The organism is Umezawaea beigongshangensis (assembly GCF_016464305.1).
GTDB classification, from domain to species: Bacteria; Actinomycetota; Actinomycetes; order Mycobacteriales; family Pseudonocardiaceae; genus Umezawaea_A; species Umezawaea_A beigongshangensis.
Genome location: NZ_JAEIOJ010000001.1, coordinates 134330 through 154744, shown reverse-complemented (window position 1 = coordinate 154744; position 20415 = coordinate 134330). Strand labels below are relative to the sequence as shown.

At 72.0% G+C, this 20415-nt stretch carries 21 protein-coding genes, 1 tRNA gene and 1 riboswitch; of the genes, 13 read left to right on the top strand and 9 right to left on the bottom strand.

The annotated features are described in order from the left end of the window. The first annotated feature begins 20 nt into the window (after positions 1-20). From IMZ35_RS00730 to glyA, 7 genes are all read left to right on the top strand, one after another. Positions 21-1163, top strand: coding sequence for a CaiB/BaiF CoA transferase family protein (locus tag IMZ35_RS00730; protein ID WP_307867622.1), 1143 nt, complete (start codon positions 21-23; stop codon positions 1161-1163). A 417-nt stretch (positions 1164-1580) separates the two neighbouring features. Further along, positions 1581-1742, top strand: coding sequence for a hypothetical protein (locus IMZ35_RS00725; protein WP_199438893.1), 162 nt, complete (start codon positions 1581-1583; stop codon positions 1740-1742). Positions 1743-1972: 230 nt separating this feature from the next. Next, positions 1973-2464: a helix-turn-helix transcriptional regulator gene (locus IMZ35_RS00720; protein WP_199438892.1), complete on the top strand. Its 492-nt coding sequence runs from the start codon at positions 1973-1975 to the stop codon at positions 2462-2464. A 299-nt stretch (positions 2465-2763) separates the two neighbouring features. After that, positions 2764-3150, top strand: a complete 387-nt coding sequence (locus IMZ35_RS00715; RefSeq protein ID WP_199438891.1) for a hypothetical protein — start codon at positions 2764-2766, stop codon at positions 3148-3150. 25 nt (positions 3151-3175) lie between these two features. After that, positions 3176-3478, top strand: coding sequence for a DUF3817 domain-containing protein (locus IMZ35_RS00710; RefSeq protein ID WP_199438890.1), 303 nt, complete (start codon positions 3176-3178; stop codon positions 3476-3478). An 88-nt stretch (positions 3479-3566) separates the two neighbouring features. Then, a riboswitch (glycine riboswitch) is annotated at positions 3567-3654 on the top strand. A gap of 218 nt (positions 3655-3872) precedes the next feature. Then, positions 3873-4973, top strand: a complete 1101-nt coding sequence (gene gcvT / locus IMZ35_RS00705; protein WP_438816802.1) for a glycine cleavage system aminomethyltransferase GcvT — start codon at positions 3873-3875, stop codon at positions 4971-4973. Between the two features lie 23 nt (positions 4974-4996). Then, positions 4997-6262 carry a serine hydroxymethyltransferase gene (glyA, locus tag IMZ35_RS00700; RefSeq protein ID WP_199438889.1) on the top strand — a complete coding sequence of 422 codons (1266 nt, stop codon included), beginning with the start codon at positions 4997-4999 and terminating at the stop codon, positions 6260-6262. A 147-nt stretch (positions 6263-6409) separates the two neighbouring features. Here glyA and IMZ35_RS00695 read toward each other — a convergent pair whose 3' ends face one another. Then, positions 6410-7060 (bottom strand): hypothetical protein, encoded by a 651-nt coding sequence (locus IMZ35_RS00695; RefSeq protein ID WP_229369230.1) that lies wholly within the window; start codon positions 7058-7060, stop codon positions 6410-6412. Positions 7061-7229: 169 nt separating this feature from the next. Here IMZ35_RS00695 and IMZ35_RS00690 point away from each other — a divergent pair, with 169 nt between their 5' ends. Beyond that, on the top strand, positions 7230-9311 hold the full coding sequence (locus IMZ35_RS00690) for a S9 family peptidase (protein WP_307867621.1): 2082 nt from the start codon (positions 7230-7232) through the stop codon (positions 9309-9311). A gap of 55 nt (positions 9312-9366) precedes the next feature. On the opposite strand, the gene IMZ35_RS00685 is transcribed toward IMZ35_RS00690, so the two are convergent. From IMZ35_RS00685 to IMZ35_RS00670, 4 genes are all read right to left on the bottom strand, one after another. Further along, complete coding sequence (locus IMZ35_RS00685) at positions 9367-10221, bottom strand: spermidine synthase (protein ID WP_199439558.1); 855 nt, start codon at positions 10219-10221, stop codon at positions 9367-9369. A 5-nt stretch (positions 10222-10226) separates the two neighbouring features. Further along, entirely contained in the window at positions 10227-10643 is a 417-nt protein-coding gene (gene speD, locus IMZ35_RS00680; RefSeq protein WP_199438887.1) for an adenosylmethionine decarboxylase, read from the bottom strand. A 58-nt stretch (positions 10644-10701) separates the two neighbouring features. After that, positions 10702-11907 (bottom strand): type III PLP-dependent enzyme, encoded by a 1206-nt coding sequence (locus tag IMZ35_RS00675; protein ID WP_199438886.1) that lies wholly within the window; start codon positions 11905-11907, stop codon positions 10702-10704. A 102-nt stretch (positions 11908-12009) separates the two neighbouring features. Next, positions 12010-13260: a metallophosphoesterase gene (locus IMZ35_RS00670; protein ID WP_199439557.1), complete on the bottom strand. Its 1251-nt coding sequence runs from the start codon at positions 13258-13260 to the stop codon at positions 12010-12012. Positions 13261-13433: 173 nt separating this feature from the next. Between IMZ35_RS00670 and IMZ35_RS00665 the strand changes: the two genes are divergently transcribed. Together IMZ35_RS00665 and IMZ35_RS00660 are read left to right on the top strand one after the other, a co-directional pair. Next, positions 13434-13949, top strand: coding sequence for a SigE family RNA polymerase sigma factor (locus IMZ35_RS00665; RefSeq protein ID WP_199438885.1), 516 nt, complete (start codon positions 13434-13436; stop codon positions 13947-13949). Beyond that, positions 13946-14833 (top strand): hypothetical protein, encoded by an 888-nt coding sequence (locus tag IMZ35_RS00660; protein ID WP_199438884.1) that lies wholly within the window; start codon positions 13946-13948, stop codon positions 14831-14833. Before IMZ35_RS00665 ends, IMZ35_RS00660 begins: the two co-directional genes overlap by 4 nt. 59 nt (positions 14834-14892) lie before the next feature. Here IMZ35_RS00660 and IMZ35_RS00655 read toward each other — a convergent pair whose 3' ends face one another. Continuing rightward, positions 14893-15156 carry a hypothetical protein gene (locus IMZ35_RS00655; RefSeq protein ID WP_199439679.1) on the bottom strand — a complete coding sequence of 88 codons (264 nt, stop codon included), beginning with the start codon at positions 15154-15156 and terminating at the stop codon, positions 14893-14895. A gap of 102 nt (positions 15157-15258) precedes the next feature. On the opposite strand from IMZ35_RS00655, the gene pabB reads away from it, so the two are divergent. After that, positions 15259-17265: an aminodeoxychorismate synthase component I gene (gene pabB / locus IMZ35_RS00650; protein ID WP_199438883.1), complete on the top strand. Its 2007-nt coding sequence runs from the start codon at positions 15259-15261 to the stop codon at positions 17263-17265. Between the two features lie 91 nt (positions 17266-17356). Here pabB and IMZ35_RS00645 read toward each other — a convergent pair whose 3' ends face one another. Continuing rightward, the gene (locus tag IMZ35_RS00645) at positions 17357-17698 is read right to left on the bottom strand and encodes a histone-like nucleoid-structuring protein Lsr2 (protein WP_199438882.1); all 342 of its coding nucleotides are present in this window, start codon (positions 17696-17698) and stop codon (positions 17357-17359) included. 258 nt (positions 17699-17956) lie between these two features. On the opposite strand from IMZ35_RS00645, the gene IMZ35_RS00640 reads away from it, so the two are divergent. Continuing rightward, positions 17957-18238 carry a metal-sensitive transcriptional regulator gene (locus tag IMZ35_RS00640; RefSeq protein ID WP_199438881.1) on the top strand — a complete coding sequence of 94 codons (282 nt, stop codon included), beginning with the start codon at positions 17957-17959 and terminating at the stop codon, positions 18236-18238. A gap of 70 nt (positions 18239-18308) precedes the next feature. Then, positions 18309-18385: transfer RNA gene (locus IMZ35_RS00635), tRNA-Leu, on the top strand. 682 nt (positions 18386-19067) lie between these two features. On the opposite strand, the gene IMZ35_RS00630 is transcribed toward IMZ35_RS00635, so the two are convergent. After that, on the bottom strand, positions 19068-19361 hold the full coding sequence (locus IMZ35_RS00630) for a DUF427 domain-containing protein (RefSeq protein WP_199438880.1): 294 nt from the start codon (positions 19359-19361) through the stop codon (positions 19068-19070). 31 nt (positions 19362-19392) lie between these two features. Next, a complete protein-coding gene (locus tag IMZ35_RS00625) occupies positions 19393-20403 on the bottom strand; it encodes an aldo/keto reductase (RefSeq protein WP_199438879.1) in 1011 nt (336 codons plus the stop codon). Between the last annotated feature and the right edge of the window lie 12 nt (positions 20404-20415).

Sequence of the window (20415 nt, the reverse complement as noted above, 5' to 3'; positions counted from 1 at the left end):
TTCGCAGGGGAGGGGAAGTCGTGGGACCGCTCGCGGGTCTGAAGGTCGTCGAACTCGCCGGCCTCGCGCCGGGGCCGTTCGGCTGCATGGTGCTGGCCGATCTCGGGGCGGAGGTCGTGCGGGTCGACCGGGTCGGGCCCGGCGGCGTCGCGGTGCCCGGTGACGTGCCCGGTGACGTGCTCGGTCGCGGCCGGCGCTCCATCGCCGTCGACGTCCGCTCGCCGCGGGGCGCGGAGGTGGTGCTGCGGCTGGTGGAGCGCGCCGACGTGCTCGTGGAGGGCTTCCGTCCCGGCGTGACCGAGCGGCTCGGCTTCGGCCCGGCGCAGTGCCTCGCCCGCAACCGGCGCCTGGTCTACGCCCGGATGACCGGGTGGGGCCAGGACGGGCCGATGGCGGACCGCGCCGGGCACGACATCAACTACATCGCGCTCTCCGGCGCGCTGGACCCCATCGGCCGCGCCGGGAGTCCGCCGACCGTGCCGCTCAACCTGATCGGCGACTTCGGCGGCGGTGGCCTGCTGCTCGCGGTGGGCGTCCTCGCCGCGCTGTACGAGCGCGAGCGCTCCGGTCGCGGTCAGGTCGTGGACGCCTCGATGGTCGACGGCAGCGCGCTGCTGACGACGTTCCTGCACGGGATGCGCTCGGCCGGGGTGTGGGGGCCGGAGCGCGGCACCAACCTGCTCGACGGCGGGGCGCCGTTCTACGACGTCTACCGCACCGCCGACGACCGCTACGTCAGCATCGGCGCGCTGGAGCCCAAGTTCTACGCCGAGCTGCTCGTCGTGCTCGGACTGGCCGACGCCGACGTGCCCGACCGCGACGATCCCGCGCGCTGGCCGGAGCTGCGGGAGCTGATCGCGGCGACCGTGGCTTCCCGGACGCGGGAGGAGTGGGCCGAGCGCGCCGGGGGGACGGACGCGTGCCTGGTGCCCGTGCTCACCCCCGGCGAGGCCCCAGCTCACCCGCACAACGTCTCGCGCGGCACGTTCGTCGAGGTGGCCGGGCGGACCCAGCCCGCGCCGGCGCCGCGGTTCGACCGCACGCCCGCCGCCGTCCCGAGCGCCCCGCCCGGGAACGGGTCCCACACGGACACGATTCTGGCCGAAACGGGCATGACGGACGAGGACATTGACGAACTGCGTCGTTCCGGTGTTGTCGCGTGACGATCGGACGCCAATAAGAAGGCGCGGAAATAGAACGCAGGTGAACTACAGCGTTCACACAGCGTGTCCGGACATGTGGCGACCGGGTGACGGTGTGGCCGGCGTCAGCGTCTGGCTCTCCGGGGTTCAGCGAGGTTCGAGCGTCGATGTTCAGCGGGGGAGGATCTGGGCGGGCCTCCAGCCTGCTTTTCATGACATCGGCCTGGCCGCGATGCGCCTTGAGCGTCCGTTCGGGTGACATCAGGACGACGTGGAGACACCCCTGCGTCGTTCTCCGTCGGCCGAACGACCCGCCGTACGGGCGAACGGGCCGCGCGGGCGTGTGCGCCGGTGTTCGGCCGGGTGAATGGTGGACGATGACCGTTGACGCGGTGGTACCGCCACCGGCGCGTTCGGCCAGCGGACGGAGAGGCAGCTGTGCACACCAGGAAGCTCGTGGGACTCGTGGTGGCCGCGCTGGTGCTCTTCTTCCTGATCACCCAGCCGGTCGAGTCGGCCGAGGTCGTTCAGCGGGTGCTCGCGTGGCTGCGCCGGGGCGCGGAGGCCGTCGTCACGTTCGTCAAGGGTCTGTTCGCCTGATCTGACACGTCCGTGTGACGTCGCGGAAGACCCCGTTCGGTTCCCGCAGGTCCCCCGGACAGGTGACTACTGCGGGTGACATGCCCCCCGGTTCGTTGCATCCAACGGGTGGATTGCGGGCTATAACACCGTGGTAACGGGTGTTGAGGCCGATCTGGGTCTAGCGGTTGTCGTTAGCCGCGAATACGGTGCGCTGCATTGGCTGATCTTCGACCGATTGAGGAGGCAGAATGGTCGAGGACTCGGGTGTCGACGCACTGCTCAGGCAGTGGGCGGCCGAGAGGTCGGAAGACGCCGAGATGCAGGAGGTGAACCGGATCAAGGACGCGTGGCTCGCGGAAGCACCGCCGTCGGCGCCGGGAATCCCCGTGCAGCGAGCGGCGAGGAGCGGTTCGCGCGGCCTGGTGCGGGTCGAGTCCGCGGATCCCGGCTACGTGGCCGCGATGCGCAGGCGTGCACCGGAGGTCCCGGAGGACCTCCTGGCGGCGGCGGCCAGCTACTGGCAGCTGGTCGGGGACGTGTCGGAGGCCGAGCAGTGGTGGGACGCGGGGATCAGCCCCCTCGACCAGCGCGCGCTCGACTACCGGGCCGCCGGGCTCTCGCCCGCCGACCTGGGTCGCCGGCTCGGCCCGATGACGGTTCTCCAGCACCTCAGGCGGGGAAGTGCGGCCGCCTGGTGCGTGGCGAGGCTCCAGCGGCAGCGCCGCGACGGCGTCGCCTGACAGACGGGCGGGGCTCCTCGTGCGGGAGGAGCCCGGTCACGAGGGGTCGGGTCGCTTCCCACCCGGCCTCCCGGTCCCACCCCCGGTCCGGGGCCGCCCCGGCGGCCTCCTCCGGCAGCACCGCCTCCACACCTCCCGGCACGCGACTCGGCGGCTCGCCCGATCGCGGGCCGGCGCTCGTCGCCCGCGGCGCACCCGCGACGACCTGCCGATCTCCCGCCGCGCCCGACACCGGCCCGTGCGCCCGCCGCGCGCACTGAGTGCTGGACCACACCGGCGCCGGTGCTAGCGTTTTCCCCGTGCGCGGTCTCCTCACCCCGAAGCGACTCGCGGTGTTCCTCGCCTGCGTGGTGTCGCTGGTGGGATGCTGCGCGCTCGCCTGGTGGCAGTGGGAGCGCTTCTCCTCGGCCAGCGGCAGCTTCCAGAACCTCGGGTACGTGCTCCAGTGGCCGCTGTTCGGCCTCTTCCCCGCGTTCATGGTCTGGCGCCTGCGCCGCTTGAACGCCCAGCACGCCGCCGAGCTGGCCGAGGGCGCCGGGACCGACCCGGCGGAACCGGCCGACCCCCCCGCCGAGGCGCGGCAGCGGTACGTGCCCGTCGCGCACGAGGACGAGGACCCCGACGACGAGCACGCGGCCTACAACCGCTACCTCGCCGAGCTCAACGCGCGTGACCGCGCGGGCTGATCGATTCGAGAGAGGGCGGTTGTCCATGAGGGGCGCACTGGGCCGGTTCCGGTTCATGGCTTACGTGGTGGGCGTGTTCCTGCTGGTCCTGGTGGTGGCGATGGTCGTGAAGTACGCGGGCGGCCACGACGAGATGATGCGGGTCGTCGGCCCGGTCCACGGCTTCCTCTACGCCGTCTACCTCGTGCTGACCGTCGACCTGGCGATCAAGGCCCGCTGGTCGGTCAAGGGCACGGTGTTCGTGCTGATCGCCGGGACGATCCCGTTCCTGTCGTTCGTCGCCGAGCGCAAGGTGGCCGAGCGCGCGCGAGAGGGCGTCGCGCTCTGAGCCGACGTGCCGAGCCGGCGCGGGTCCGGGCGTTGCGTCTCGGCGCGCGCCCGCATAGCGTTCGGTCCGGTCAACTGAACACGGCCGTCGACGTCGCGCGGGAGAGTCCCCCTCGGGGGCGCCGAAGGAGCAATCCCTCCCCGGAATCTCTCAGGCACAGCCACCGCCCGACGAAGGCCGCTCTGAAAAGCAGGCGCCCCGGTGCGCCTCGCCCACGGTGCACACCGCGCGTGCGCGGTGAAGCTCTCAGGCTCATGACAGAGGGGGAGGCTCGCTCCCACCGGAGGAGTCTGCCCGTGGACCGTGTCCCGTCCTGCTCGCACCGCCGACCGATCGCTCGCCCACCGGCGACGACCGGCACCCCGGCACGCCCCCACCACGGAGGAACAACCTGATGGACAGCCGTCGCACGCCGTTGCACGCCGAGCACGAGGCCCTGGGTGCCGCGTTCACCGACTTCGCGGGTTGGCGGATGCCCCTGAGGTACGACAGCGAACTGGCCGAGCACCACGCCGTCCGCACGGCCGCCGGTCTCTTCGACCTCACACACATGGGTGAAATCCTGCTGAGCGGTCCCGAGGCCGCCGCCGCGCTCGACCACGCGCTCGTGGGGCACGTCTCCGCGATCGGCCTCGGTCGCGCCCGCTACACCATGATCTGCCGCGAGGACGGCGGCGTGATCGACGACCTGATCGTCTACCGCACCGGCGAGCGGGAGTACCTGGTCGTCGCGAACGCCTCCAACGCCGCCGTGGTGCTCGACGCGCTGGTGAGCCGGGCCGACGGCTTCGACACCACCGTGGTCGACGCCTCGCAGGACCACGCCCTGCTGGCCGTGCAGGGGCCGCGGTCCGCGGAGATCCTCGGCGGGCTCACCCCCACCGACCTGGACTCGGTGAAGTACTACGCCTCCTACCCGACCGAGGTCGCCGGCAAGGACGTGCTGCTCGCGCGCACCGGCTACACCGGAGAGGACGGCTTCGAGCTGTTCGTCGCCCCGGCCGACGCCCCGACCGTGTGGCAGAGGCTGCTGGAGGCCGGTCAGCCCCACGGCCTGCGCCCGGCCGGGCTGGGGTGCCGCGACACGCTGCGCCTGGAGGCCGGGATGCCGCTGTACGGCAACGAGCTGAGCGCGCAGCGCTCGCCCTACAGCGCCAACCTGGGCCGCGTGGTGAAGCTGGACAAGCCGGGGGACTTCGTGGGCCGCGCGGCGCTGGCCGCCATCGCCGAGTCGGGCGTCGACTCCGTCCTCGTGGGTCTGACGACCCCCTCCCGCCGTGCTCCCCGGCACGGCTACCCGGTGCTCGACGCCGACGGCGCGGTGATCGGCGAGATCACCAGCGGCGCGCTGTCCCCCACGCTGGGCCACTCCGTGGCGATGGCGTACGTGACGACGGCGAACGTCGAGCCCGGCACGAAGCTGTCGGTGGACGTCCGCGGCCGCCACGAGCCCGTCGAGGTCGTGCCACTGCCGTTCTACAAGCGCGCCAACTGATCCGTTCCGAGGAGATCCCCACCATGTCCGAGCAGTTCAACACCTCCCTCGCGGAGTTCGACCCCGAGGTGGCGTCGGCGGTCGCCGCCGAGCTGTCCCGGCAGCAGGGCACGCTGGAGATGATCGCGTCGGAGAACTTCACCCCGGTGTCGGTCCTCCAGGCCCAGGGTTCGGTCCTGACCAACAAGTACGCCGAGGGCTACCCCGGCCGCCGCTACTACGGCGGCTGCGAGCACGTCGACGTGATCGAGTCCCTGGCCATCGAGCGGGTGAAGGCGCTGTTCGGCGCCGGGTTCGCCAACGTGCAGCCGCACTCGGGCGCGCAGGCCAACGCGGCGGCGATGTTCGCGCTGCTCACGCCGGGCGACACGATCCTGGGCCTGGACCTGGCGCACGGCGGGCACCTGACCCACGGCATGCGGATCAACTTCTCCGGCAAGCTCTACGACGTGGTGCCCTACCACGTCTCGGAGACCGGCGGCCTGGTCGACATGGCGGAGGTGGAGCGCCTCGCCACCGAGCACCGGCCGAAGCTGATCGTCGCCGGGTGGTCGGCCTACCCGCGTCAGCTCGACTTCGCCGAGTTCCGCCGCATCGCCGACTCGGTGGGCGCGTACCTGATGGTCGACATGGCGCACTTCGCGGGCCTCGTGGCCGCCGGGCTGCACCCGAGCCCCGTGCCGCACGCCCACGTCACCACCACCACCACCCACAAGACGCTGGGCGGACCGCGCGGCGGCGTGATCCTGTCCAACGAGGTCGACATCGCGAAGAAGATCAACTCCGCGGTGTTCCCCGGCCAGCAGGGCGGTCCGCTGGAGCACGTGATCGCGGGCAAGGCCGTGGCGTTCAAGCACGCCGCGACCCCCGAGTTCGCCGACCGCCAGCGGCGGACCCTGGAGGGCGCCCGCATCCTCGCCGAGCGGCTGAGCGCGCAGGACGCCGCCGACGCCGGGGTGAAGGTGCTGACCGGCGGCACGGACGTGCACCTGGTGCTGGTGGACCTGGTGGACTCCCAGCTCGACGGCAAGCAGGCCGAGGACCGGCTGCACGAGGTCGGCATCACGGTCAACCGCAACGCCGTGCCCAACGACCCCCGCCCGCCGATGGTGACCTCGGGTCTGCGGATCGGCACGCCCGCGCTGGCGACCCGCGGCTTCGGCGCGGCCGACTTCAGCGAGGTGGCCGACGTCATCGCCGCCGCGCTCCAGCCCGAGCCCGACCTGGCCGAGCTGCGCTCCCGCGTGGAGGTGCTGGCGGCCAAGCACCCGCTGTACCCCACTCTCTGATCGCTGCCGCGACGACGAAGGGGCCCTCCGAGCGGAGGGCCCCTTCGTCGTGAGCGAGAGCGGTGCGGGAGGTGGGACCACCGGAACGCGGCGAGACCCGGCCCCTTCCCCGAGGCCGGGTCGCACCACGTCGAACTGGGGGAACGGTCACGCGACCGGCGGCGTCACTCCCGCCGGCAGGCACTCGACGTTGCGCTTGCCGTCCGGCTGGATCACGAACCAGGTGCCGCCGACGCCCTGGCCCTTCCACGCGCCGGGCTTGTCGTCCTTGGAGTAGGTGTAGACGGGCCAGTCGTCGATCGTGACCTGCGTCTGGCCGTCGGGACGCTCGACGAGACCCACCAGGTCCGGGTCGACGCCGGTGATGTCGGTCGGGACCGTCGGCGACAGCAGCGGCGGCCACGTCGTGGCGCAGGCGTCCACGCAGTTGGTCTTCGCCGCGGGCTTCGCGACGTCCTTGTCGAAGCGGTACAGCGTCCGGCCGTCGCCGTCCTGCACGACCTCGCCCATCTTGTCCACGGTCTTGCCCTGGAGCGCGATCGTGCTGACCGGCGCCGCGGCGGGGGCCTCGGTGGTGGTGGCGGCGGGCGCCTGCGCGCCGGCCTGGTCCGGGTCGGCGGCGGTGCCGTAGCCGTCGTCGGCCTGCGCCTGCTGCCGCAGCTTGTCCGGCTGGACCTGCGCCACGGGGGTGTTGCTCTGCGCTCCGGTCGCGTAGGAGGTCCACAGTCCCAGGCCCAGCACGACTGCCAGACCTGCGGCCACGCTGACGGCGATGCGGTTTTTGCGGATCACACTCATGTCCTCCTCATCCGTCGGTCGCTCTCACACAGCCCTACGGCCCCGGGAGCGCCGCGGTTCAGAAGGGACGTGCACGAGGCGGTGCCGCGTCACTCCGCCGAGTGACGGGGCACCGCTCACCTCCACCCGACCGTGGCACCCCGCACGGTCATCTGCGAAGGTGACCGGCGTGGGCAACGAGATCTCCTTCCCGCGCCAGCACGCGCGCACCCAGCGGTTCACCCTCGGCGCTCCGCGCACCTTCGTGGTCGCGCCGGACGGCTCGCGCGTGCTGTTCCTGCGCGCCACGTCGCCGAGCGCGCGGGCCAACGGGCTGTGGGCGCTCGACACCGCCACCGGCGAGGAGACGCTGCTCGCCGACCCCGCCGCGCTGCTCGCCGATCCGGAGGACCTGCCGCCGGAGGAGCGGGCCCGCCGCGAGCGCAGCCGCGAGCAGGCGGCCGGCATCGTCGGCTACGCAGCCGACCGGCAGGCCGACGTCGTCTCCTTCGCCCTGTCCGGCAAGCTCTTCGTCGTCGAGGGCGACACCGTGCGCGAACTGGCCGCGGCGGGCGCGGTCGTCGACCCGAGGGTGGACCCGACCGGCTCCCGCGTCGCCTACGTCACCGGCGGCGCGCTGCACGTCGTGGAGCTGGACACGGGCGCGGACCGCGTCGTGGCCGAGCCGGACGGCCCCGAGATCACCTGGGGGCTCGCCGAGTTCATCGCCGCGGAGGAGATGAGCCGCTACCGCGGCCACTGGTGGTCCCCCGACGGGCGGACGCTGCTCGCCGCGCGCGTGGACAACGGTCCCGTGGCGCGCTGGTACGTCGCCGATCCGGCGAACCCCGGCACTCCGGCCGGTGAGATCGCCTACCCAGCCGCCGGAACCGACAACGCCGTCGTAACCCTCGCCCTGTTCGGAGAGGACGGCGCGCGGACCGACGTGGACCTGGACCACACCGCGTTCCCGTACCTCAACTCCGTGCGCTGGCCGGACTCCGGCGCACCGCTGCTCGCCGTGCAGACCCGCGACCAGCGCACGGTGCGCGTGCTCGCGCTGGACCCGGACAGCGGCGCGACGCGGGTGCTGCACGACGAGACCGACGAGCGCTGGGTCGAGGTCGCCGCCGGATCGCCGGACCGCACGCCCGACGGCCGCCTCGTCCTGCTCGCGCCGCGCGAGGGCGCGTACCGGCTGCTGGTGGGCGGGCAGGCGCTGACGCCGGTGTCGCTCCAGGTCCGCTCGCTGCTCGACGTGACGTCGACCGACGCTCTCGTCACCGCGTCCGAAGAGGACCCCGCGCAGGTCCACGTCTTCCGCGTGCGCCTGTCCGACGGCTCGGTCCAGCGGCTGTCCGAGGTGGACGGCGTGCACGGCGCGGTGCGCGGCGGCGACGTCCTCGTGCTGTCGTCGTCGACGCTGGACCGGTTCGGCCAGCGGGTCGTCGTCTCGCGCGACGGCGACGAGGTCGCCGAGATCGTCTCGTGGGCCGAGACGCCGGTGATCACGCCGAACGTGCGGCTGCTGTCGGTGGGGGAGCGCAACCTGCGCTGCGCGCTGCTGCTGCCCACCGGGCACGTGCCCGGTTCCGGCCAGCTGCCGGTGCTGCTCGACCCCTACGGCGGCCCGCACGCCCAGCGCGTGCTGCACGCCCGCGGCGCCCACCTGACCTCGCAGTGGCTGGCCGACCAGGGCTTCGCGGTCCTCGTCGTGGACGGTCGCGGCACGCCGGGACGCGGTCCGGCGTGGGAGCGGCAGATCCACCTCGACCTGACCGTGACGCTCCAGGACCAGGTGGACGCGCTCCGGGGGGTCGCCGAGACCGAGCCGGACCTGGACCTGAGCCGGGTCGGCGTCCGCGGCTGGTCCTACGGCGGCTACCTGGCCGCGCTCGCGGTGCTGCGCCGCCCGGACGTGTTCCACGCGGCCGTCGCCGGTGCTCCCGTGACGGACTGGCGGCTCTACGACACGCACTACACCGAGCGCTACCTCGGGCACCCCGAGAAGCAGCCCGACGTGTACGACGCGAACTCGCTGATCGCGGACGCGGGCTCGCTGGAGCGGCCCCTGCTGATCGTGCACGGCCTCGCCGACGACAACGTGGTGGCCGCGCACACGCTGCGGCTGTCCTCCGCGCTGCTCGCCGCGGGCCGCCCGCACTCGGTGCTGCCGCTGTCCGGCGTCACGCACATGACCCCGCAGGAGCAGGTGGCGGAGAACCTCCTGCTGCTCCAGGTGGACTTCCTGAAGCGAGCGCTGGGGGTGTGAACGCGACCGGGGGAGGCACTCGTGACGAGCACCTCCCCCGGAACGGTCGATCCGATCAGGCGTTGCGCACCGCGTGCGGGGCCACCGAGTTGCCGCGCAGCGCGAGCGCGTCGATCGACCGCGGCCGGTAGCCGCACGTCTCCAGTCGCCGCACCATCAGCTCGGTCGGGTCCTCGACGACGTCGGCACGCCCGAACAGGTAGGCCCACTCGTGCTCGTCCGAGCCGTAGTAGGCGACGGTGTCGAACACCTCGTTGAACCGCTGCCACGAGCGGATCAGCGTGCCGTTGCGCCACATCGTCTGGCACCCGGCCTGGTTGACCACGACACCGCCGGGCGAGAGCACCGAGCGGGCCATCCGCAGGAAGTCCGTGCCGTAGAGGCGGTTGTGCTGCGCCTCCTCCTCGCGCTCGTCGGGCAGGTCGATCAGCACGACGTCGTAGCGGTCGGTGCCCTCCGAGGCGCGGCGCAGGAACTCCCAGCCGTCCGTGTAGTGCACGCGCACGGCGCCCTCGCCGCGCTCGGCCCGCGCCAGCTCCTCGGCCGTGTAGCCGTAGGGCAGGTGCTCGGCGCACAGCTTCACCGCCTGCGAGTCGATGTCGACGTGGTCGACGACCGTCGCGCCAGCGGCCACGGCCATCTGGCACACGACGCCCTCGCTGGACCCGACGACCAGCACCCGGTCGACCCGGTCGGCCAGCAGCAGGGCGGGCACCATGAGCGCCTCGTGGTAGACGAGCTGGCTGAACTCGGTGCTCTGCCGGTCGTCGTCGCAGAACAGGGACACGCCCTGCGCGGTCCTCGCGATCACCAGGTGCTGGAAGTCGGTCCGGGTGTCCACCAGCACCTCCTCCAGCTCCCACAGCCGGTGCAGTCCGGCGCCGAGCGGTTCCAGGATCGTGCTGCTGATGGCGGTCACGCGGTCTTCTCCTTGTCGTACACCAGGGCCGGAACCCTCCGGCCCCGTTCGATCGAGTCCGTCCGTGTCGAGACCGCGCCCAGCGCGTCGGCCAGCAGCTGCACGGCCAGCGCGGGCTTGGCCCTGGTACCGCAGGTGAACACGTCGACGAACAGCGAACCCACCTCGGGATAGGTGTGGATCGAGGCGTGCGACTCCGACAGCAGCGCCAGCACGGTGATCCCCTGCGGGTCGAACTGCTTGGAGATCACCTCCAGCACCGTCGCGTCGGCCTGCGTCAGCGCTTCACCGAGCGCGTGGCGCAAGAACTGCTCGTCGTCCAGCAGTTCGGCGCTCACGCCCTCCAGCTCGGCGAGCACGTGCTGTCCCGCGAACAAGCCGACCGGCTCGTCCTGACAGGGAACATCGGACATCAATCACTCCAAACGCGATCAACAGCGGAACTACGCGGACGAACTCGGGGGTGTGCGGTCACCGCACGCAGTGCACGGCCAGCGGGCCGAATCCGTTGAACTCCACGGACGAGTAGCTCGCGGTGTAGGCGCCGGCGTTGACCAGGTCGACGTGGTCACCGGCCCGCAGGTCCAGGGGCAGGTCGTAACGGGTGTTCTGGTAGATCACGTCGTCGGCGTCGCAGGTGGGACCGGCGAGCACCACCGGACCCGTCGCGCCGCCGTCGCGAGAGGTGAGCAGCGGGTAGGCGATGGCCTCGCCCTCGGTCTCGGCGAGCCCCTGGTAGCGGCCGATGTCGAGGAACACCCAGCGCCGGTCGTCGGTGTAGGACTTGCGCGACACCAGCACGACCTCGGAGCGGACGACGCCGGCCTCGGCCACGACGGCGCGGCCGGGCTCGATCATGACTCGCGGGGTCCGGTCGCCGAAGTGCTCGCGCACCGACGCCGTGATGCCGGCGGCGAAGTCGGCCAGCGGCGGGGGGACGGAGCCGCGGTAGGTGGCGGGCAGACCGCCGCCGAGGTTCAGCGTCGTGAGCTCGACCCCCTCGGCGCGCAGCTTGCCGAACACGGTGGCCGCGTCCGCGATCCCGCCGTCCCACGCCCGCGTCGAGAGCTGCTGGGACCCGGCGTGGAAGGCGACGCCGCTCGCCCGCAGGCCCAGCTCGTGGGCCAGGAGCAGCAGGTCGGTCGCCATGTCGGGGGCGCAGCCGAACTTCTTGCCGAACGGGTAGGTCGAGCCGACGGCGTCGACCACGATGCGCAGCAGCACCGAGGAGCCGGGCGCGTGCTCGGCGAGGGCCCGCACGTCCTGCTCGCTGTCGGAGACGAACAGCCGCACGCCCCGCGCGTACGCGTGGGCGACGTCGGCGGCCTTCTTGATCGGGTTGCTGTAGGAGATCGTCTCGGGAGCGGCGCCCCGCGCCAGGCACAGGTCGATCTCGGCGGGGCTGGCGACGTCGAAGCTCGCGCCCTCCGCGACCAGCAGCCCGATCACCTCGGGAGCGGGGTTCGCCTTCACCGCGTAGAAGATCCCGGCCCGCGGCAGCGCGTCGCGGACGGCCGCGAACCGCTGCCGCACCGTCTCCAGGTCGACCACGAGGCACGGCGTCGCGGGCCGCTCCTCGTCCAGGAAGCGGCGGATGCGTTCGTGTCGCGTCTCCAGCCGGGCACCGGCGCCACCGGGCACCGGCGACATCCCCGAGGGGGTAGAGCTCTCCGTCATTCCGCTCCTGGATCTCCCTCCGCACCCGCGCTCGGGCACGGCCGTCCACTGTAGGTCCTCCGAGGAGGAACAGCCGCATCCCGGAGCGACTTTGTGACGTGGCTAGCTGGAGCGCAGCTCGATCACGGAGATGTCCGGCGGCGCGCCCACCCGCACCGGCGGTCCCCAGAAGCCCGCACCGCGACTCACGTAGACCTGCGTGCCGTCCACCGTCGCGAGACCCGCCACGACCGGCTGCTGCACCGGCACGGCCAGGCTGAAGGGGAACATCTGCCCGCCGTGGGTGTGCCCGGACAGCTGGAGGTCGACGCCCCGCCGCGCGGCGTCGGCGACCTGCACCGGCTGGTGGGCCATGAGCACGACCGGCCGCGAGTCGTCCCGGCCGTCCAGCGCGCGGTCCAGGTCGGGGGCGTCGTCGTAGTTGCGGCCGGTCACGTCGTTGATCCCGGCGAGGTCGAAGCCGGCCCCACCGCGTTCGATCGCGAGGCGCTCGTTGCGCAGCGGGTTGACGCCGAGGCGCTCCAGCTCGGACAGCCACGGCTCGGCGCCGGAGAAGTACTCGTGGTTGCCGGTGACGAAGAAGCTGCCGTACGGGCTCACCAGGTCGCGCAGCGGAGCGGCGGCCTCGCCCAGCTCGTCCACGGAGCCGTCGACCAGGTCGCCGACGATCGCGACGAGGTCCGGCTGCTGCTCGTTGATCATCCGGACGATGCGCTCGGTGTGCGAGCGGCCCAGCAGCGGGCCGAGGTGGATGTCGCTGACCACGGCCACCCGGAACCCCGACAGCGACGGGTCGAGCTTGTTCAGCACGACCGGCACCCGCCTCAGGTCCGGGGTGCCGAGCGCCCGCGTCGCGCCGTACCCGACCACCGAGCCGGCCGCGACACCACCGGCGACGGCCAGCGAGCGGGCGATGAACAGGCGGCGACCCGTGTCGATCCGGACGGCGTCGCGCTCCCGCGGAACCTCCGGCGTCCGCTGGTCCGGCTCCTCCGCGGCGATCGCGGCCCCGGACGTCCCGACGGCCACCGGTTCCCCGGCCCGCACCGGGGCCGCGCCGCGGGCGCGGCGGTTCAGCACGAGCCGCGGGATCTCCAGCACGCCGAGCAGCAGCGTCAGGTAGAACATCGCCGCGAGCCAGAGGTACCCGGGCCACGCCACGAACCGGGCGACCTCCGGGGAGGCGGACCGCGAGAGGACGAGCGCGGCGAGCATCACCGCGAAGGCGACGACGAGAGCCGCCGTGCCGAACAGGCGGCCACGACCGCCTGGACGCGAGGTGTCCCGCACCAGTCTGCGCCACAGGTAGTAGTGGGCGAGCGCGCAGGGCACGCCGAGGATCAGGGCGAACAACAAGCGGGGCCTCCGAAGAACGTGACGGTACGTCCCATTGTCCTCGTTCGGGTGAGTGCGATGTACGAGGGACGGGTGATGGGGAGCACACCGGACGGATTCGTCGCGTCGCGGTGCAACCCGCGCGGTGCTCGCCGGCGTGAGTAACCCGCAACGCAGAACGGGGAGGACGAATGAGTGATCGGGACGCCGCGTTCGCCGAGTACTTCGCGGCCCGGTCCGACGCCATGCGCAACACGGCGTACCTGCTGTGCGGCGACTGGCACCGCGCAGAAGACCTGGTGCAGCAGACCTTCGTCAAGCTGTACCGGGTGTGGTGGCGGATCTCCCGCCACGAGGCGCTCGACGCCTACACCCGCCGGACGCTCGTGCGGACCTTCGTGTCCGACCTGCGCCGCGGCTGGTTCCGCAACGAGCGCGTCACCGACTCCCCCACCGACGTGCGGTCCGAGCAGCGGCACCACGCGGAAGAACGGATGGTGCTGCTGGAGGCGCTGGAGAAGGTGCCGCCGCGACAGCGCGCCGTGATCGTCCTGCGCTACTGGGAGGACCAGTCGGTGGAGGACACCGCCCGGCTTCTCGGATGTTCGCGAGGAACGGTGAAGAGCCAGGCCTCGCGGGGGTTGCAGACGCTGCGACGCCTGCTCGACGCCACCCCGACCATCTCGTCCGCGGAGAGGAACCGATGAACGAACACGAGGTCAAGCGCGTCCTGGAGGACGTGGTGGTGGCGAGCGGCCCGCCCCCGAGCATGGACCCGGTCGCCGTGCTGGAGGCGGCGCGAGCCGCACGGCGGCGCAGGCGGGCGACCTTCGGCGCGGTCGGCGCGGGAGCCGCCGTCGTGATCATCGCCGTCGGCGCGGTGGTCCTGCCGGGACTGTCCGGCGGCGGGCAGCGGGTCGGACCGGCAGCCGGACCGCGGCCGACGTCGACCGTGCAGGAGACCCCGGCCCCCACCAGCCCTCCCGGCGCGGCCGAGTCCTCCGCCCCGCCCAGCGGCCGGACCGACCCCACCGCGAGGAGCGGACCGCGCGCCGACCGGGCCGTGGAGCTCGTCGACGTCCTCACGTCGATGCTCCCGGCGGGCGTCGACGTGGCTGACGGGACCCACGAGCTCTCGGGCGACCCGCTCCTGCGGGCCGGGGCCAGCTACGACGCCGTCGAGGACGGCCGGGAGCTGTGGAGCTACAGCGTCGAACTCCCCGTCGCCGCGGACGGCGTCGCCGAGTCCGGTGTCGGCCTGGTCGAGGTCCTCGTCCGGACCGCCCGTTCCGGTGTGCCGGCCGACGCCTGCGAGGCGGTGTCGGCGCACCCCCGGCCGGAGCACGGCGAGTGCACCCCGATCGACGTGGACGGTGAGCAGGTGGTCCTCGTCGAGGGCGCCGCGGACGCCGAGGACGCCGAGACCGCCGACCAGGTCGCCGTGCACGTGCACGAGGACGGCACCTACGTCCAGGTGATCCAGTCCCTGGCCTTTCCGCACTCCGGGCGACCGGCGATGGGAGAGCTGCCCATGACCGTCGAGGAGCTCGCCGCCCTCACCGTGGACGAACGCTTCCACGTCGTGGAGTAGGCGCGCGCCCACCGCCAGGACCAGCGGGACCGGGGTTCGTCCGGTCCCGCTGGGGCGCGTCAGACCGGCGGGATCAGGCCGGTGAACGTCCGGTTGCCGTCGCAGTGCGGGCACGGGCGGCCGTTGTCGATCGTCCTCGGGGCCCCGCTGACGACCGCCATCACCGGGCTCGCGACGAAGCCCGCACCGCCGCAGAGCTGGCAGATGGTGCGCGGCTCACGCGTCACCTCGAAGAGGTCGGAACCGTCCTCCTCGTAGTCGTCCTCGTCGAACTCGTCATCATCGTCCGAGAAGTCGTCCTCGGGTTCCTCGTCGGCGCTCATCGATCGCCACCGTACTCGCTGAGAGCTGTGCCACGGACGCCCGTGCGGTGCGTTTCGCCAGGTAACGTCCACGCGTTCCGCTCCTTCCCGTGGTGGTGAACCGTGCGCACGCTGCTCCTCGACAACCACGACTCGTTCACCGCCAACCTGTACCACCAGCTGGCGCGGGTGAACGGCCGCGAGCCCGTCGTGGTCCGCAACGACGACCCCGCCTGGAGACCGGGCGACCTCGACGCGTTCGACAACGTCGTGATCTCGCCCGGCCCCGGCACGCCCCACCGGCTCTCCGACGTCGGGATCTGCCGGGACGTCGTCGCGCACGCCGAGATCCCGCTGCTGGGCGTGTGCCTCGGCCACCAGGCGCTGTGCCTCGCGCACGGGGCCGTCGTCGGCCCGGCTCCCGAGCCGCGCCACGGTCTGACCTCGTCCGTGCGGCACACCGGCACCGGCCTCTTCGCGGGCCTGCCCCCGTCGTTCGAGGTCGTGCGCTACCACTCGCTCGCCGTCACCGGCCTGCCGCCGGAGCTGGAACCGCTCGCCGTCGCCGACGACGGGGTGCTCATGGCCGTGCAGCACCGCCGGCGGGCGGCGTGGGGCGTGCAGTTCCACCCCGAGTCCGTCCGCACCGCCCACGGCGACGACCTGCTCGCCAACTTCCGCCGCCTCACCCCGCGCCGCGCCGCCCGCGAGGAGGTCCCCCGCAGCGCACCGGCCCGCCCGGCGCCCGCGCACCGCGTCGTCGTGCGCACCCTGGACGCGCACCCGTCGCCGGAGGCCGCGTTCGACGCCCTGCACGGCGGGTCCGAGCACGCGTTCTGGCTCGACAGCAGCGGCGGGGGCGGACGCTTCTCGTTCCTGGGCGACGCCTCCGGGCCGCTCGCCCGCGTGGCCACCTACGACGTCGCCGAGCAGCTGCTCACCGTCTCCGGCGAGCAGGAGCACGTCGAGTCGTTCTTCGACTGGCTGGACGCCGACGTGGCCCGCAACGCCGTGTCGCCGCACGGCCTGCCGTTCGGCTTCGCCCTGGGCTGGGTGGGCTACCTCGGCTACGAGCTGAAGGCCGAGACCGGCGGGAACGCCGCCCACCGCGCCGACCACGCCGACGCCGCGATGATCTTCGCCGACCGCGCCGTGGTCTTCGACCACGTCCTGCGGCGCGTGCACCTGCTGGCCCTGGAGGGCGCGGCGGCGGGCTGGCTGGAGGAGACCGAACGCGTCCTGCGCGCCCTGACCGGCTCCGCGCCGCCGGTGGCCGCTCCGGTGCGCGTGCCGGGCGACGCGCGGCCGCGCCACTCGCGCGCGCAGTACCTGAAGCTCGTCGCGGCCTGCCAGGAGGCCATCACCGCGGGGGAGACCTACGAGGTGTGCCTCACCAACACGGTGAGCTGGGACGGCGACCTCGATCCCCGCGAGGCGTACCGGGTCCTGCGCCGCGAGAGCCCCGCGCCGTTCGCCGCCCTGCTGCGCTTCGCCGACCTGTGGGTTCTCAGCGCGTCACCGGAGCGTTTTCTGCGCGTGACCGCCGACGGCGAGGCCGAATCACGCCCCATCAAGGGCACCAGGCCCCGCGGTGAGAATCCCGAACAGGACGCCGCGCTGCGCGCCGATCTCGCGTCGAGCGTCAAGGACCGGGCCGAGAACCTGATGATCGTCGATCTGGTCCGCAACGACCTGGGAACGTGCGCTGAGATCGACTCCGTCGAGGTCCCGCGAATGTTCGAGGTGGAGAGCTACGCCACCGTGCACCAGCTCGTGAGCACCGTCCGGGCACGCCTGCGTCCGAACGCGTCGGCGGTGCGCTGCGTGCGAGCGGCATTCCCCGGCGGCTCCATGACCGGAGCGCCCAAGATCCGAACAATGCAGATCCTGGACGACCTGGAGGCCGGTCCGAGAGGAGTCTACTCGGGGGCGCTGGGATACTTCTCGCTGTCCGGCGCGGCCGACTTCAGCATCGTCATCAGGACCCTGGTGGTCGACGGCGACAAGGTGAGTTTCGGGGTCGGCGGAGCGGTCATCGCGCTGTCCGATCCCGGACAGGAATTCGAGGAGACGGCCGTCAAGGCGACAGCGGCGCTGCGTCTGCTCGGAGCGACCTTTCCCGACCGCTGAGCTGGGAGTACCGTGCTGGCGCGGACTTCTCGCGCCGCGGGGGCGAGGGGCGCCCCCGCGACACGAGAAACCGAGCGAGACACGCCGCGGGTCAGGAGGCGTGCGCTTCCTGGAACTGCACGACCAGACCCTGCGGAATGCGGCCCCGGTCGGAGATCTGGTGGCCCTGCGCCCGCGCCCAGTCGCGAATCTGCTGCGCCTGGGCCTTGTCGCTGGCCTTGATGGTGCTCTTGCCCGTGCCCTTGCGCTGCTTGCGGCCACCAGCGCGACGCGCCTTCGCCACGAAGTCGGCCAGGGAGTCGCGAAGCTTGTCGGCATTCTCCTTCGACAGGTCGATGGAGTACTCGACACCGTCGAGAGCGAAGGTCACCGTCTCATCGGCCTGGTCACCGGTGAGGTCGTCGATGAGTTGAACCACCGTCTGCTGTGCCACTAGTTCCTCCGTGTGTGCTCGCATAGAGCGCGTTGCCCCCGACAGTAACTGTGGACGCGCTTCGCGCTCACCATAGTGCACTGTGACAAACAGAAGCCAACCTTTCTCACCAGAATGTGCCAAGAGCGCCCGTTCGTGGCCTTTTCGCGACCGTCGTCCTCTGCGGAAAATGGGTGGTGAAGCCGGTCACGCGCCACAATCGGCCAGTCGCACGTATCCTGGACCGGATACCCGCCGGGGGTAGGGAGGGCAGGTCTGATGCACGGGTACACCGCCGACAAGGACGCCTACCTGAAGCGACTGCGCCGCGTGGAGGGGCAGATCAGGGGTCTTCAGCGCATGGTCGAGGGCGACGAGTACTGCATCGACGTGCTCACCCAGATCGCCGCCGCGACGAAGGCCCTCCAGGCCGTCTCGCTGGGCCTGCTGGACGAGCACCTCAAGCACTGCGTCGCCCAGGCGGCCGCCGAGGGCGGCCCGGTGGCGGAGGCGAAGATCCAGGAGGCGAGCGAGGCCATAGCCCGTCTGGTCCGCTCGTGATCCGCGAGTCGGACGTTCGCGGGTGCGGGCCGTCCGGCCGGGTCTGATCCAGTAGAGTCAGCACTCGCCGGCCCCCGTAGCCCAATCGGCAGAGGCAGCGGACTCAAAATCCGTCCAGTGTCAGTTCGAGTCTGACCGGGGGCACCACCGCTCGGCCGCGGCGACAACCGGATCAGGACCACCGGAGCTGATCCGTCTCGACGCCGTGTGGGAGAAGGCGGAGAAGAAAATCGTCGAGTTCCGGGCTCAGGTCGACGAGCGGCGCTCGGCGGAGTCGGCGGTCCCGCGTCGTCGACGAGTGGCTGCGCACGAGTGAGATCGGCAACAGCACCCGCAGGACCTCCGTCGGCTGCGCCGAGCGCACGGTCGCGCCGGCAGTCGGCAGGATCGCCGTCAGAGCTGGCCGCCCGGACCTTCGAAGACCTCCACGCCGAGCTGCGCCGCTGCCGCGCCCGCTGTGACGGTAAGCCGCTCGTCTGCAGGGGCGTGGCGGCGTCCACCGTCCGTCAGATCCGCCCGATCCCCAGCGGCACGCGGAACGCGGCCGTCCGCCGGGAGCGGATCAGCTCCGGTCCGGTTCGGGTCGCCCGCGTCCGAAGTGGACTCGCCGCAGCCGGACCGCCCACATCGGTGGAAGCGGTCCGGCTGGCCGAGGAGGCGTTCCGCGTGGACGACGACCGGGGAGCGCTCGTGCGTCGATCCCCTCGTGTCGTGCAGACGGTGTTGTGCCACTTCGGCTCTGACGGGGCCGGCGATGCCGGCCGTGCGGGGTGCGGGCGCTGGCCCAGATCCCGCACGGCCTGCGAGGCCCTCTCGCCACGACCGCGGACTACTCGCTGATGACGACGGCACGATCGAACGCGACGAACCCGGCGAAGTCCCTGCCGACCCGCTCGACGGCGTCCGCACGGGGTGCCGTGTACGCCCAAGCGACGTCCTTCGGGCCGCCGACGAGGGAGTAGTACTCGGCCTGCCCCTTCCAGGGGCACGTGTACGCGGTCGGGCTCGGTTCCAGCACCGACCACTCGACAGAGCTCGGAGGGAAGTACCGGTTCCCCTCGATCAGAACGAGATCTTCAGCGTCCGCGGTCGCGATGACCCGGTCTCCGAGTGCGGCTTTCACGTCGACCTCCCGATGAAGTGATGGATGCCTCTCACGGCCGGGTGAACCGGTTCTTCTCCACCCGCTCGTGCTCGGGCCACAACCTGTGGGGGTACCCCAGCTGCGGCGCGCTCACCTCGTCCAGCTGTTCGAGCTGACGCGTCGAGACGTCCAGCTCGCTGGCCGCGAGGTAGGACGTGAGCTGGTCCACGCTCCTCGGTCCCATGATGGGGATCACCCCCTTCGACATCGACCACCTGATCGCCACCCGCTCCGGAGTCGTGTCGAGGTCCACGGCGACGCTCTCGACGGCATCCAGAACCCTCGCCTTGGCGGGGTCGTCCTCCCCGTGGAGGAACTGGCTGATCGAGCTCTGCGCGCGACCCGTTTCGCCCCGCCGGTACTTGCCCGTCAGAAGACCGCCGCCGAGAGGCGAGAACCCGAGGACGCCCAGGCCGAAGGCTTCTGCCATCGGCACCAACTCCCGTTCGGCATTGCGCTCGACGAGACTGTACTCGACCTGAATCGCCACGAGAGGGGCCCAGCCCTGCTGCTGCGCCAGGGTGACTCCCGTTGCCACACGCCATGCGGGGAAATTGCAGAGACCGGCGTACAGGATCTTGCCGGCGCGCGTCAGGTCGTCGAAGGCTCGCACGATCTCCTCGACGGGAGTGGACGTGTCGGCCACGTGGGCCCAGAACACGTCCACCCGGTCGGTGCCCAGTCGACGCAAACTCTGCTCCAGGGACTGGACCATCGCCTTTCGACTGTTCCCGGTCATCTGGAGGCCGCTGCTCGCCGAAGTCCCCATGGTGTACTTCGTCGCCAGAACCACCTCCTCGCGATCCGAGGAGATGATGTCCGAGAGGTATTCCTCGGCATCCCCCGACTGGTAGTTGGAGGCGGTGTCGATGAAGTTTCCTCCCGCTTCTCTGTAGGTGTCGTACATCGCCCGAGCCTCGGGCGCCCGCGCCCCGTGTCCCCAGCCCGTGCCGAAATTACCCGTCCCCAGCGACAGTTCTGATACTCGCAGCCCTGAGCTTCCGAGAAATCGGTACCGCATGCGTCTGCTGCT